Below are 14,436 nucleotides of genomic sequence, written 5' to 3' on the forward strand. Positions count from 1 at the left end.
GCGTTCCCCTCCTTTTATTTACCTGGTTTCCCTGGTCTGCTTTTCAAGATAGTCTTTCTCCTGTTTGGCGGATAGAAGTCCCTTCGCTTTCCCGATGTTACCGCCCATGAGGCGCCAGACGGTGTTATGATCGCCGACGGCCTGTGAGAAGTCCCCTTTTTCCCATCGGGTGAGGATGTCCCGGTACTCTTCATCGTTCTTATAGTTTTTTTCATCCAACTGTTGAAGCAGGAAGGCGATCCGCTCATCGGTGATTTCGAAGAACGACCATTTCTCCCCTGCCCTCACCTTCTGGTGGCTCATGGCGTGGATGTATTGGCGCATCAGCTTCTCCGATATTGGAGTCTTGACGTCTTCTTCAAATGGATTGCCGTCCACTTTACCCGTTACAGTAGATTGATTCGACTTTACATCCGCTGCCGAAGCTGAGCCTTCTTTACTTTGCGCGGACTTCGGTACCCGCTCAAGACTCTCAAGTGCCATATAAACGCCTGCCACGGTCACCAGCAGTACCGCTCCCAGAATGATCCCCACCCATTTCCTGCTCATACACGTCCTCCTTTTTCTCTCTTATGGTATTTATTTCTATATAAAACCGCCATAATCCTTCCTGGTGGTCATGCAAAAAAAGAGCCCCCTTTTGGGAGCTCATTGTTTCACGATCAAAGAAAGATTTCCTTTTTTTGTTTGATACAGCACATAGGTCTTGTCCTTACCTTTCAACTCATATGTCGCATCAGAGTCTTTGGATACCATCACGGATTCATAGTCATCGTAGCGCAAAGTCAGGATATACTTGCCCTCTTCCAAGAATGCTAAATCCTCTGGAGAAAATGCAACGGTGAGAAGGTTTTCCTTTTGATCTATCAAGCCTTCCACTGCGAAGACGTCCTCGACAAAGTCGCGATTTTGCAAGACGACTGCTTCGATTTCCGGTGTGCGATGACCTGTAAGCTCAATCGAAAATTCGGCCTTCTTGCCTGAAGACTTTTCCTCTGCCACTCTTGCCTTAACGAGGATCTCAATCGGAATCGTTGTTCCATCTGAAAGCTCGGCCATCTTATAGGGCATCCCTTCTACCTTTTCAATCTTGCCCTTTTCTCCTGAAGTTGCCCATTCAGCTAAAGCGGCAATCCGATTATACTCTTCATTTAAGTAAAGGTTTAAGTACACTCTGTTTAAAGGCTTTATGAGGATTTCTTCAATGGAGTAGGAACGTTTATAGCTCGCGAATAGGCTAAGAACTTCTTGAAATTTATCATAGTACTCTTGTTTATTTTCACTCTTCACGAAATGTTTTCGATTAAACAGCCTTGTGATGCTATCGAATTCGACCAGTCGATTGACGATCATTTTTTCTTCCTCTTCAGGTAACTGTTTATCCAAGACATATTTCAACACTGCGATATTCGTGTCCATCTTTTCCATCACATCCGTCTGTCTTGTCAGCGACACGTTTTCCGAAAACCGATTGATGTAGTAGATATTTTCGGTGGTGGTCGAGATTTCCCCTACGGTTGTGAGGATGTCGATGAAAAATTGCTTATCCTCCGCGTACTTCATCTCAGGGAACCTGATATTCCGCTCTTTCAAAAAGGACAGCCTCATCATCCGTGCAGTCGGGCCAAGATGATAGAAGATGTGTGGAATGGAGTAAGGTGAAACCCTTTTCCGCACCCGACTGGACTCGTACCGACCTACCAGCTTTGCTTTTTTTGAATCCACCTGTATGGTTTTGCCGACAGCGTAGTCCGTCTTTGCTTCCTCCATTAAAACATAGAGCTGGCGAATCCCATCATGATCCAGCCAATCATCGTCATCCAGGAACATAAGATACGTGGAATTGGCCAGATGAATCCCTAGATTCCTCGGAAAAGCAGGTGTTCCGGTGTTCTCTTCCAAGAGAACGACCACGATATTGTCATACAAATCGACAAACTTCTTCAAGATCGGTCGGGATTTATCATCGGATCCGTCGTCGATCAAGATAACGGTGATGTTCGAGAACCCGAATGTTTGGACGATGACGGAATCAATCGCCTTGACCAGGTACTTCTCTGCGTTGTAGACAGGAATAACTACCGTAACCTTTGCTTGTTTGTGCAAGGCTTCGTGATTATAGACTGTATAAGGAACCTTGTCGAAGTATTTTTCATCTTCGTTCTTGGTGAATGGGAATAAATTTAACAGCTTCATTGTATTTCTCCTATTGTTCGTTATAGATGTCCTTTACTGCTTACCCTATTTACAGAGAAAATCACATGAATCGGCATGTTTTTTCGTTGAAGTTTATCCGAAATTACGCCATGCCCCTGCTTCTTTTCTTATTTGTCCCCTGTCCAGGTGGAGTTATTCAACTCAATCACCCATTCTAAAAGCCGGACAATGTCGACGAATCGAACTGTCCGGCTTTATAGCAGGTTTACTTCTCTATAGATGATTTAAATAATGCGGTGGAAGTGAGCCGTATTATTGATTTCCGATAATTTGAAACGAAAGGTTTCCGTTGACTGTGCGGTAAAATTCATACGTTTTTTTACGATCCTTGATGCTGGATACAGATTCAGCATCCTTTGCCACCGTCAGTTTTTCATAGTCTTTATAGCGAAGGGACAAGATGTATTTCCCATCCTCCATCTTTGCCATATCCTCAGATGTCAAATTGACAGTCACGATCCCTTTATCCTGTTCTATCGCATGAGGAACGTCATATGTTGAGGCAATGTAATCCCGGTGCTGGAAGTTCACTGCCTGAATTTCAGGGATGTCATGCCCCGACAACTCAATAGTGAACATAGCTGCACCTTTTTTCTTCTTCTCACTTACCAAGTGTGCTTGTACCGGAATGGGGATTTCCACCTTCTTGCCGCCATCCAGATGTGCCACAGTGTATGGCAGTCCATCAATCACTTGATAAGAGCGTGTTCCTTTAAACTTGGACCACTTTGATAACTTGATGATGCTATCATAGTCTTTTTGGACAAAATAGGTGAAATAGAGCTTATTGATCGGTTTTTTAATCATGTCTTCAATCTGATAGCTACGGTTATAGGAATAAAACACCTTTAGCAACTTTTCGAGCTTTTCAAAGTATTGATCGCGATCGTCACTGCGGGTGAAGTGCTTGCGATCAAAAAGGCGTGCGATGCTATCAAATTCGATGATTCGATTCACGATCATGATTTCCTCTTCAACAGGAAGATTTTTATCCATCACATATTTAAGGGCTGTTATGTTCGTGTCCATCTTCTCCATGACACTTGTTTGCATGATCAGTGAAGCATTATTCTCCGGGATGCGATTCAAGAAATAAATCACTTCCGTTGTTGTAGAGATTTTTCCCACTTTCGTAAGGACATCAATAAAGAACATTTTATCCTCTGAATACTTTAACTCAGGGAAAAGAATCTGATGCTTCTTGATAAATGACAGCCTCATCATCCTTGCGCGCGGTCCAAGATGATAGAAAAGATGTTCGATTGAATAAGGAGATACATTTTTCCGCACCTTACATGATTCATACCGTCCAATCACCTTTTCACCCTTCGCACTTACCTCTACCGCTTTGCCGACAGCATAATCACACCCGGTTTCCTCCATTAATGAATAGAGCTGGCGGAGTCCGTCATGATCGAGCCAATCATCAGCATCCAAAAACATAATGTACTCCGAATTGGCCAGATGTGCACCCAAGTTCCGGGGGAACGCAGGCGAGCCCGTATTCTCCTCAAGGAAGACGGATACGATATTAGGATAAAGTTCAGCATACCGCTTCATCATATATCTCGATTTATCCTTTGAGCCATCATCAACCAGGATCAGGGTGATATTCTGAAGTCCTAACGTTTGAACAATAACGGAATCTACCGTCTGCTTCAAAAACTTATCGGCATTGTAGACGGGGACAACGACTGCCACATCTGTTTTCTTCGTAAGCGCTGCATGATTTTGAATACTGTAAGGAATCCGTTCAAAATAATTCTCTTTTTCCTTTTTGGCGAAGGGCAACAGGTTTTTTAGTTTCATAATTTAATCTCCCATTTTGTTAATTACTTCACATTTTATTTTTCTATCATAACATGTCTAGAGGAATTCCTCATTAAGTTACTGGTTTGATTATTAGACGATGCCTGTCATTAAAAAGTTTCACCACTGGAACAAACACCCAAAAATCAAGACTTTCGAACTATTCTGTGGACATAGAAAATGCAAGGACGATTGGAGCGTCCTTGCATTCGTTCAAATAAGGTATTAGAAACGCTTATATCCGACAAACTTCGGAGCCCAATACGTATTGTTCAGCTTCGTCACAACTACGCCGCTGTCAGATGCATGGATGAATTCCCCGTTGCCGAGGTAGATTCCCATGTGGCTGATGCCGGCTTTGTAGGTATTTTCGAAGAATACGAGGTCACCCGGTACCGGACTTGATACGGATTTAGCCTGGCTGTAGTAGCCTTCCGTGTTCGTACGGGAGATGGAGTAGCCCGCTTCGTTGAATACATAGTAGATGAAGCCACTGCAATCGAATCCAGATGGCGTCGTACCGGCCCATTTATACGGAGTGCCGAGGTACTTCTTCGCCACGTTCACGACCGTCGATGATGACGGAGTCTGTGTGCCCGTGCTCGCGGTTTTGACCGTTCCAGTCGAAGTGGAAGTCGAGGTCGAGCCGCTCACCTTGAGCTTCTGGCCCACATAGATCGTGTTAGACGTCAGCTTATTCCATGACTTCAATTGAGAAATGGTTACATCATATTTGTACGCGATGTAGGATAAAGAGTCACCGGATTTGACCGAATAGCTTCCGGTTGTTGACGGTTTTGAAGCCGTCGTAGTCGATGTCGAAGTGGACTTCGAGCTTCCGGACACGATCAATTTTTGACCAGGATAAATCAGGTCACTCTTTAGATTGTTCCATTTCTTCAGATCTGCCACATACACATTGTACTTCTGACCGATCTTCGACAGGTAGTCCCCTGACTTCACGGTGTATGTTGTAGTGGATGATGAGGTTGTTGTCGATTTCGACACTTCCAATACCTGATTCACATAGATCATATCGGTCTTCAGTTTGTTCATGGATTTCAGACTTGAGACACTTGTATTGTATTTAACGGCGATTCCAGAAAGCGTATCCCCAGACTTTACTTTATAAGAGGCAGCCTCAATCGAATCGACAGCCATAGATGACAGAACAGCAGCAGTTGTAAAAGCGATTATCGTTTTTTTCAAGATCTTTCTCCTTCGCAAATAATGTCGTTTTTGCACGCTTACCCATTATCTCCGAACTAGTCCGATAGGTTAATAGGCTTATTTTCTTATGTGAAGAAAAACATGGAAGAAAGCCCAGTATAATCACGTTTAGTAATTTGTGGTAATGATGGTAGTTTGGTTTGTTCATAGGCGGTTTGGGGTATTTATGGGGGCTGTTTCCTGAATTGGGGGCTTTATAAGGAAATAATTAACATATTATTGGGATTTCAAGGTATAATACTAATAAGAACGGTTTACCGTATTTTTGAAGCGGAATGGGGTGGGGTGTTGAAGAGGATTTTGCTTTTTTCTTCTATATTGGTTGTTGGGATTCTTTTGGGGGTTGTGGTGTGGGTACAGAACGAGGGTCAGACTGCTCCCCTGTCGATGAAAGAAAAGATCGAGGCCGCTGCTAAGGAGATTCATGTCCGGGACATTCTACAGAGCCACTCGATTGATGATGGCCTAGAAGCGGTTTCATTCCTTCTGAAGGACGGCCGGATCGGATATGCCCTCGTAAAGGATGATGAAATTCACCACGTATTGTGGACGGATACAAATCAAACCTATGACCAGTATCAACATTATGTCATCTTGCTGGGGAAGAAGGAAGATCCTGCCCATACACGTTTGTCGGCGACGATCATAAGGCCTCTTGACCAGCCGAAATACTATCGTACGGTAGAGCTTGGAGAGGGCGAGTACTATCTGGCATCGTTTGAGATTCCGGAGGAGGATGGACAGGTACGGTTTGGGGAAGATGGATGGCGGTTTAAGTGATTTGGGCCCTGGTTGGGGCTTTTTTTGTGAAGATGAGGTTTTTTTTGAGGAATGGGGGCTTTTTTTCGGCGGGTGGGGGATTCATATAGCTTGGATTGATACAAATGGAGTCGAATCGGTAGGCTGGCGGGGTGTTCGAAACCATGCGCCAGCCTTTTTCTACCGACTTTTGAAATTTTATTACCGACATTTGAAATTTTTCTACCGACTTTGGAAAATTCATTACCAACTCTGTTCGGCGCAGTCCATTCCATTCCCAACTTGAATGACATTTTCCCAAGAAGAATGACTTATTACCGACTACGGGTGGCTTATTACCAACTCTACGACCATATTCACAAGCTCCTATCTAATAGGAAGCTCCACCACAAACACCGTCCCTTCAGATGAGCTACGCTCCAGGCGAAGGCTGCCTCCGTGGGCCTGGGCGAGCATCCGGGAAAACGGCAATCCCAGTCCGAGGCCACGCGTCTTGAGCTTCTTCTCTTCTCCGCGGTAAAAGCGTTCGAAGATCAGTGCTTGTTCGGCTTCCGAAATGCCACTCCCAGTGTCGCTGACCGATATGGTGCAGGTGTCCCCCGCCCGCTCGAGCTTCACACGCAGACTGCCATCCGCATCTGGCAGGGCCTGTCGTGCGTTGTTCAGGAGGTTGATGAGGATCTGTTCGACCCGCAACGGATCCACGTCTGCTTCCATGTCTTCAGCAGGCGTCTCTACTTCCAACCGGAATGCCTCCTTCACATGGGTCTGCTTCCACTGATTCACGATATCCTCCACAAGGTCGTTCATGGAGACGGTCTCTTTCCTCACGGGAATTGCACCCGATGAGAAGGAGTTGAAGTCAAGAAGGTCGCCGATCATCCGCTGCAGGCGGTCCACTTCCTTAAGGGAAATATCGAGGAATTCCTTCGCTTCGTCCTCGGTCACGACCTCGTCCTTCACCGCCTGGATGAGGCCGCTGATGGAGGTGACCGGTGTCTTCAGATCATGGGTGACGCCGGCAAGGAGCTCCGACCTGAGCTGTTCAAGGTGTTGGAGCTTCTCGGCCATCTGCTGGAAGGAGTCCACGAGCTCGTAGATTTCCTTCTCCTTCGCGGTTTCTTTCAGGCTGACGTTGTAATTCCCTTCACTAACGACTCTCGCGGCTCTGGCCACTTCCGAGATTGGAGCCGACAGCTTGCGTGACAGATAGTAGATGACGAGCCAGCCAAGGAGCCCGAGGCTCACCAGGAGGATGGCGAGGAGCCTGTACTCCTGGTTCACTTTCCCGAGGTCCTTCTCAAGGTTCAGCATGACCACATAGCCGAGGACATCGTCTCCGTTTTTCACCGGCTGACTGATGGCGTACGCCTTCCCTTCTTCACCAAGATCGATCTCTACCTTTCTCTTTTCAAAAAACGTCGTCGAGATTTTCTGCGCCTGTGGCTGGGCACCCGGTGGCCCTCCGCGGAAATGGTTCTTATCGGAGAGGACATTGCCTTCAGGGTCGACGACGAAGGTGGCCGGCGGCTCATCAAGGTTCAGGAGCTTACTCCGCTCTTCGACGACATCTTTCAGGACAGGTGGGATGAGGATTTGTCCGTCTTCCGTCACGATGCGGTCGGCGAGTTCCTGAGCCATGACCTGGGTCAGGTTCAGGCGGTTATCAATCGTCGTCTTCCGGATCCAGATCGCCGAGATGAGGGCGATGACGAGGAGTCCGACGACAAGGGTGATGAGGTAGCGGGTCGTCCAGTAGCGGAGGAGCGTCTGGCGGCCCGGCTCTTTAGCTTTCGTGAACACTGAACTGATACCCCAATCCCCTGAGCGTGCGGATCTCCCCCTGCTCCTTCGGCCACTCCTCCAGTGACTTCCGGATCCGCTTCACGGCAAGATCCACGGCGCGGTCGCTTCCTTCATAATCCATGCCCCACACCCGGTCGATGAGCTGCTCGCGCGTGAACGTCTGATTCGGATGGTCAGCAAGGAAAAGAAAAACGGAAAGATCTCTCGGCGTCAAGGCGATCTCCTCCCCTTTCAAGTGAACGGTATGGGACTGGCGATTTATTTTCAGATCACCATAGAGCCTTACACTTCCCGTATCGTACACGGGGCCGCTCCGCCTCAGGACAGCCTGGACCCGTGCGACAACTTCATCCCCAATGAACGGCTTCGCTATGTAATCATCGGCACCCGAAGTCAGACCCTTCAGGCGGTAATCCACGTCGCCCAGGGCCGTGAGCATGATGACAGGCGTCGGTGCTAGAGTCCTGATTGACTCCAGGACCGACCAGCCATCGCCGTCCGGCAGCATGACATCGAGAAGCACAAGATCCGGCTGCACATCCCTATAATCCTTCATGGCCTCGCTTCCTGAGTACGATTGCACTACGTCAAAGCCGTTCTTCGTCAGGTACGCCTTCAGGACCCTGGATATGGTGATTTCATCTTCAACGATCTGTATGGTTTTCATATGAGAAATCCTCCTATAGAAGCATTATAAGGGAAAAACGGGTGGGGAAGAAATGCTTGGGGAAAAAGAAAGAGTGCCAGGGGGACGGCACTCTCATTTATAGGAAAGGGGTCAAAGGGTCACGCTGGTCTTCGATGCATCCAAATCGGTCTGGTCATCAGACTGATCGTCTTCCTTCGTGATGCCCGCTGGACCGTGATCACCGCCACCGCGCGGACCTTTCATCTTCACGCCGAGATCTTCAAGCTGATCATGCGCTTCTTCCTCGGTGATGGTCCCTTCGACCGCCTTCTTCAGGATGGCCTGGGCTTTTTTCTTTGTTGCTGCATCCAGATCGGCAAACGGATCCGGCATCATGTCGAGGTCGAAGTCGACATCGAGCTCATCCAGCTCCTTCTGCGCCTCTTCCTTCGTTATCATGCCAGCGATGTAGCGGTCGCGGATGTCATGGGTTTTCTGGTGAGTCTCTTCATCCATCCCGTCCGGTCGCTGCGGCATCTCGATACTGAGGTCAGCGATCTTTTCCTTCGCTTCTTCCTCCGTCAGATCACCCGACTTCACCTGATCCCGGATGTCATCCAGCTTCTTTCGCGTCTCATCATCAAGCTCCATGCCAGGCCCGCCGTGATGACCACCGCGCCCCGGAGGACGGATCCCCAACTCATCGAGCTTTTCTTTCGCCTCATCCCTTGTGATGGTCCCATCCTCCACCTGGCCCTTGATTTCATCAAGCTTGGACTTTGTTTCCTCATCAAGCTGCTGCTTCTCCTCCACTTGCGGCTTCTCCGCCGTGTCCTGCGTCGTCGCCGTATACGCAGCCGGCGCCAGGATTCCCAATGACAATGCACCCGCCACCACTTTTGCCGATAGTACATTCAACATCTTACCTACCTCCAGTTCATTTTGAATTTGTAGATTTCAGCCTTGCAAGATTGATTGTAGGGGGTGAATGTGTCAGGAGGATGTCGGCGGAAAGTTTATTTTATTTTCTTAAGTTCGCTACTAAATCAGGTTTGCAAATGGGGAAATCTGTATATAAACTTCTATAAGTTTAAAACATCCTTCCACGAAACTTTAATACATCACTCAAAGAATGAGACGCATGTTCCATCTATTCCTGATCAGAAAGAGGTTAAAGTATGGGTTATAATCCTTTGATCAAAGCTTTAAAAGACAATAGGAAATCTACAATAGTAATTGAGTGGGAAAATGGACTGAAAGTTAGTGGGAAATTAGATACCATTTTTGAAACAGATAATGGACTTGAAGATGCTGATGAGAATTTCAAAGAATATGATTCAGCTATATTTAAAGTGGATAACATATTATCTGAACCACACGACGTGGACAATGATATTTATAAATGGCTGGCTAATCATAAGGGCGATCATTACAATTTGGAAACACCTCTAATACTCTATTACAATTAAAGTAGTCATACTAACCCCCAAATAGGCATTTGCAACAAGATGCCTATTTGGGTTTTTTTTAATAAAAAATTATTTAGTCATCAATTATGAAAACGCTCTACATTTTCATTGACAACATGTATATACAAGATTACAATTGAACTAGATCTTGTATATACAACACAGTATTTTGGAAGCGTTACCGATATATTAGGAGTTTCTACTCATTCCATATGGGGAATGGTTGTTACAAATGTAAGCGAACACATTTTGGGAGGGATTCACATGAGCGTGGATAGACAATCGGTTAAACAGATCATCGAAGCCATCGGGGGAGCGGACAATATTTCGACCGCGACGCACTGCGTGACACGTCTTCGCCTTATTCTGAAAGATGAAGGAAAAGTCGATAAAGAGAAATTGGATGATATCGATATCGTAAAAGGATCATTCTCTTCAAACGGACAGTTCCAGGTTGTCATCGGGCAGGGACTCGTTGATAAGGCCTATAAAATCCTCGCTGAGGAAACAGGCATCCAGGAAGTATCAAAGGAAGATGTGAAAAATGAAGCGTCCAAGAATTTGAATCCGCTTCAACGGGCCATTAAGACCCTTGCAGACATCTTCATCCCAATCCTGCCGGCCATTGTCATGGCGGGTCTGTTGATGGGACTGAACAATATCCTTACGGGTCCCGGAATCTTTTTCGACGATAAGTCCGTCATCGACGTCTATCCACAATGGGCAGACCTCACCAATATCATCAACCTGATCGCCAACACGGCCTTCACCTTCCTACCTGCACTCATCGGTTGGTCGGCCATGAAGCGTTTTGGCGGGAATCCACTCCTTGGGATTGTCCTTGGATTGATCCTCGTCCACCCGGACCTTCTCAATGCGTGGGCCTACGGATCTGCTGAAAAGATCCCAACATGGAACATCTTTGGTCTTGAAATCGATAAAATCGGGTATCAGGGACAAGTCCTCCCGATCCTCGTTGCTTCTTATGTATTAGCGAAAATCGAGCGTTTCTTAGATAAACATGTTCATGATTCAATCAAGCTGTTGGTCGTAGCACCTGTTGCCTTGCTCGTAACTGGATTACTTTCTTTCATCGTCATCGGTCCGATCACGTTCTTCATCGGTAACCAACTGACAGACGGCGTCATCTGGATCTTCAGTCATTTCGGCTGGCTCGGTGGTCTACTGTACGGTGGATTGTACGCAGTCATGGTCATCACCGGGATGCACCACACGTTCCTGGCCGTCGACCTGCAGCTCGTATCCAACACAGGCGGGACATTCCTATGGCCGATCCTGGCACTATCAAACATCGCACAGGGATCTGCCGCACTCGCCATGATGTTCCTTGCGAAGAAACAAAACCAAAAACTGAGCGGCCTGGCCGGTACCTCCGCCCTTTCCGCTTATCTCGGAGTAACTGAACCTGCCATGTTCGGGGTCAACCTGCGCTACAAATTCCCGTTCATCGCAGCCATCATCGGTTCCGCCATCGGAGGAGTCCTGCTCGCCACAACAGGCACCGAAGCCTTCTCCATCGGCGTAGGAGGAATCCCAGGAATCTTCTCCTTCAAACCGCAATACTACCTAACATTCGCCATCGGAATGGTCATCTGTATCATCATCCCGTTCCTACTCACCATGCTATTCGCCAAATTCAGCAAAAACAAAATCAGCTAAAACAGTTGAATCAACTTGTATATACAAGTTAAAATGAGGGAGCGACAAGGACAACCAGTCCCGCTCCCTTTTTACTAATCAAAAAGAAAGCAACCTGGATAGGTCACTACACTCTATCAATCTTGGAGATAATCAGGAGTAGAGCCAAGGCGTGACTTCCAAACCCACATATAATCGCACTACTTATTACGAAGTAGAGAGGGTTTTCGACACCCATTAAATGGATGCCGAACAAATCATTCTCCCTCCCACCACAAAGTGCCTTGCAGCGAAGGCCACCTGACTCCTACGGGAATAGAGGGTAGCCTGAGACCCTGCAGGCGCCAGCCGAAGCGGCTCTGGCACCCTCCCCGAGGAAAGCAGGTGGCCGCAGCGAAAAGGCACGAACCTATCAAATAGTCCATGAAGTAGAAGAGGGGTTTTCTCACCCATCAAAAGGGATGTCGAACACAGCATCCTCCCTACCACCACAAAGTGACTTGCAGCGAAGGTCGGACGACTCCTTCGGGAATAGAGGCAAGGTTGAGACCCTGCAGGCGCCAGCCGAAGCGGCTCAGGCACCCTCCCCGAGGAAAGCAGGTGGCCGCAGCGAAAAGGCACGAACCTATCAAATAGTCCATGAAGTAGAAGAGGGGGTTTCTCACCCATCAAAAGGGATGTCGAACACAGCACACTCTAAACAACTACTAAGTGCCTTGCAGCGAAGGGCGGCCGACTCCTTCGGGAATAGAGGCAAGGTTGAGACCCTGCAGGCAAAGCCGAAGCGGCTCAACTGACTCCCCGATGAAAGCGGACGACCGCAGCGGAAAGGCACGAACCCAATCAAATAGTCTAGAAGTAGAAAAGGGTTTTTCACACCCATCAAAAGGGATGTCGAACGAATCATCCTCCCTATCACCCCAAAGTGCCTTGCAGCGGAGGCCACCTGACTCCTACGGGAATAGAGGGTAAGTTGAGACCCTGCAGGCGCAGCCGAAGCGGCTCAACACCCTCCCCGAGGAAAGCAGGTGGACGCAGCGAAAAGGCACGGAACCAATCAAATAACCCATGAACCACACACTAATAACCACACTAAAAGGAAGGTGTCCCAAATGACCCAACAAACACAACCATGGTGGAAAAAAGCGGCCGTCTACCAGATCTACCCCAAAAGCTTCAACGACACAACAGGAAACGGAGTCGGAGACATCCAAGGCATCACCCAAAAACTCGACTACCTCAACAAACTAGGCGTCGACGTCATCTGGCTCACCCCCATCTACGAAAGCCCACAGCGCGACAACGGCTACGACATCAGCGACTACTTCTCCATCCATGCCGAATACGGCACCATGGAAGACTTCGAGAACCTCCTGAGTGAAGCACACGCCCGCGGCATCAAAGTCATCCTCGACATCGTCATCAACCACACATCCACAGAGAACCAGTGGTTCATCGAGTCCCGCCAGTCAAAAGACAGCGAATTCCGTGACTTCTACATCTGGCGCGATGATAAACCCGACGGATCCGAGCCGACAAACTGGCAGTCCAAGTTCGGCGGAAACGCCTGGCAGTATGACGAAGCGACAGGCCAATACTACCTTCATCTCTTCGACGTCACCCAAGCCGACCTCAACTGGGAAAATGATGCTGTCCGCCGTAAGCTGTACGACATGATGCTCTTCTGGCTCGACAAGGGCGTCGACGGCTTCCGTCTTGACGTCATCAACCTGATTTCAAAAGACCAGCGCTTCCCTGATGACGACGGCTCCACGGCTCCCGGGGACGGACGCAAGTTTTACACGGACGGTCCCAAGGTCCATGATTACATGCAGGAGATGAACCGTGAAGTCTTCTCGAAGCACGACATCATGACCGTAGGCGAGATGTCGTCTACGACGATCGATAACTGCATCAAATACTCGCGTCCCGACCGGAACGAACTCAGCATGACCTTCAATTTCCACCACTTGAAGGTGGATTACCCTGGCGGCGAGAAGTGGACGGTCGCAGACTTCGACTTCCAACAGCTCAAGGACATCCTCTCCACCTGGCAGAAAGAAATGCACGACGGCGGTGGATGGAACGCCCTCTTCTGGTGTAACCACGACCAGCCACGTATCGTGAGCCGCTACGGAAATGACGGGGAGTTCCATAAGGAATCGGCGAAAATGCTGGCCACCACGATCCACATGATGCAGGGGACGCCTTATATTTACCAAGGAGAAGAATTCGGGATGACGAATCCGAAATTCACGAGCATCGATGAGTATCGGGATGTGGAATCAATCAATATGTTCAACATCATGAAGGAACAAGGGAAATCGGAAGACGAAATCCTTGAGATCCTCCGTCACAAGTCCCGTGACAACTCCCGCACGCCTGTTCAGTGGGATGGAAGTGAAAACGCAGGATTCACCTCAGGACAACCTTGGATCCCCGTGGCGAAGAATTTCAGGGACATCAATGCCGAAGTCGCCATGGATGATCCGACATCTGTGTTCTATCACTATCAAAAGCTGATCAGTCTCAGAAAAGAATACGATGTGATCACGGATGGTGATTATGAGCTCATCCTCGAGAACGATCCGCGCTTGTTCGCCTATGTCCGCAATGGCGTGGATGAGAAGCTCCTCGTGGTGAATAATTTCTACAGTACAGATGCCGATTTCACCCTGCCTGAAGAGGTAAAGGTGAATGGATGGAGCAGTGAGATCTTGATCTCGAACTATGAAGATTCCGCCAATGTCTATACGCATATGAACCTTCGACCTTATGAATCCGTTGTGTTCCGCTTGACGAAATAAGTGGACGATACAAAAACCGGGCAGCCCCTCTAGGCTGCCCGGTTTTTGTATG

12 protein-coding genes are annotated in these 14,436 nt (G+C 48.0%); 5 read left to right on the forward strand and 7 right to left on the reverse strand.

The genetic code is table 11. The features are described 5' to 3' along the window. Positions 1 to 18: 18 nt before the first annotated feature. The 4 genes from K6T23_RS19980 to K6T23_RS19995 form a co-directional block, all read right to left on the reverse strand. Positions 19 to 549, reverse strand: coding sequence for a DUF6241 domain-containing protein (locus K6T23_RS19980; RefSeq protein WP_238283059.1), 531 nt, complete (start codon positions 547 to 549; stop codon positions 19 to 21). Positions 550 to 648: 99 nt separating this feature from the next. Then, a complete protein-coding gene (locus K6T23_RS19985) occupies positions 649 to 2,196 on the reverse strand; it encodes a glycosyltransferase family 2 protein (RefSeq protein ID WP_238283061.1) in 1,548 nt (515 codons plus the stop codon). Positions 2,197 to 2,469: 273 nt separating this feature from the next. Continuing rightward, positions 2,470 to 4,026 (reverse strand): glycosyltransferase family 2 protein, encoded by a 1,557-nt coding sequence (locus K6T23_RS19990; RefSeq protein WP_238283063.1) that lies wholly within the window; start codon positions 4,024 to 4,026, stop codon positions 2,470 to 2,472. 225 nt (positions 4,027 to 4,251) lie between these two features. Next, entirely contained in the window at positions 4,252 to 5,235 is a 984-nt protein-coding gene (locus K6T23_RS19995) for a C40 family peptidase (RefSeq protein WP_238283073.1), read from the reverse strand. Between the two features lie 369 nt (positions 5,236 to 5,604). On the opposite strand from K6T23_RS19995, the gene K6T23_RS20000 reads away from it, so the two are divergent. Continuing rightward, on the forward strand, positions 5,605 to 6,036 hold the full coding sequence (locus tag K6T23_RS20000; protein ID WP_238283075.1) for a hypothetical protein: 432 nt from the start codon (positions 5,605 to 5,607) through the stop codon (positions 6,034 to 6,036). A 345-nt stretch (positions 6,037 to 6,381) separates the two neighbouring features. Here the strand turns inward: K6T23_RS20000 and K6T23_RS20005 are convergent, their stop codons facing one another. From K6T23_RS20005 to K6T23_RS20015, 3 genes are all read right to left on the reverse strand, one after another. Then, positions 6,382 to 7,818, reverse strand: coding sequence for a HAMP domain-containing sensor histidine kinase (locus K6T23_RS20005; RefSeq protein WP_238283077.1), 1,437 nt, complete (start codon positions 7,816 to 7,818; stop codon positions 6,382 to 6,384). Further along, a complete protein-coding gene (locus K6T23_RS20010) occupies positions 7,802 to 8,488 on the reverse strand; it encodes a response regulator transcription factor (RefSeq protein ID WP_159644967.1) in 687 nt (228 codons plus the stop codon). The genes K6T23_RS20005 and K6T23_RS20010 overlap by 17 nt, the downstream gene beginning before the upstream one ends. A 111-nt stretch (positions 8,489 to 8,599) precedes the next feature. Then, entirely contained in the window at positions 8,600 to 9,370 is a 771-nt protein-coding gene (locus K6T23_RS20015; protein WP_238283079.1) for a hypothetical protein, read from the reverse strand. Positions 9,371 to 9,627: 257 nt separating this feature from the next. Between K6T23_RS20015 and K6T23_RS20020 the strand changes: the two genes are divergently transcribed. From K6T23_RS20020 to treC, 4 genes are all read left to right on the forward strand, one after another. Further along, on the forward strand, positions 9,628 to 9,918 hold the full coding sequence (locus K6T23_RS20020) for a hypothetical protein (RefSeq protein WP_238283081.1): 291 nt from the start codon (positions 9,628 to 9,630) through the stop codon (positions 9,916 to 9,918). A gap of 264 nt (positions 9,919 to 10,182) precedes the next feature. After that, a complete protein-coding gene (treP, locus tag K6T23_RS20025) occupies positions 10,183 to 11,598 on the forward strand; it encodes a PTS system trehalose-specific EIIBC component (RefSeq protein WP_079514359.1) in 1,416 nt (471 codons plus the stop codon). Positions 11,599 to 12,038: 440 nt separating this feature from the next. Then, positions 12,039 to 12,374: a hypothetical protein gene (locus K6T23_RS20030; protein ID WP_238283083.1), complete on the forward strand. Its 336-nt coding sequence runs from the start codon at positions 12,039 to 12,041 to the stop codon at positions 12,372 to 12,374. Positions 12,375 to 12,689: 315 nt separating this feature from the next. Next, complete coding sequence (gene treC, locus K6T23_RS20035) at positions 12,690 to 14,384, forward strand: alpha,alpha-phosphotrehalase (RefSeq protein WP_238283085.1); 1,695 nt, start codon at positions 12,690 to 12,692, stop codon at positions 14,382 to 14,384. Positions 14,385 to 14,436 lie beyond the last annotated feature (52 nt).

Source organism: Rossellomorea marisflavi, assembly GCF_022170785.1.
Classification (GTDB): Bacteria; Bacillota; Bacilli; order Bacillales; family Bacillaceae_B; genus Rossellomorea; species Rossellomorea marisflavi_B.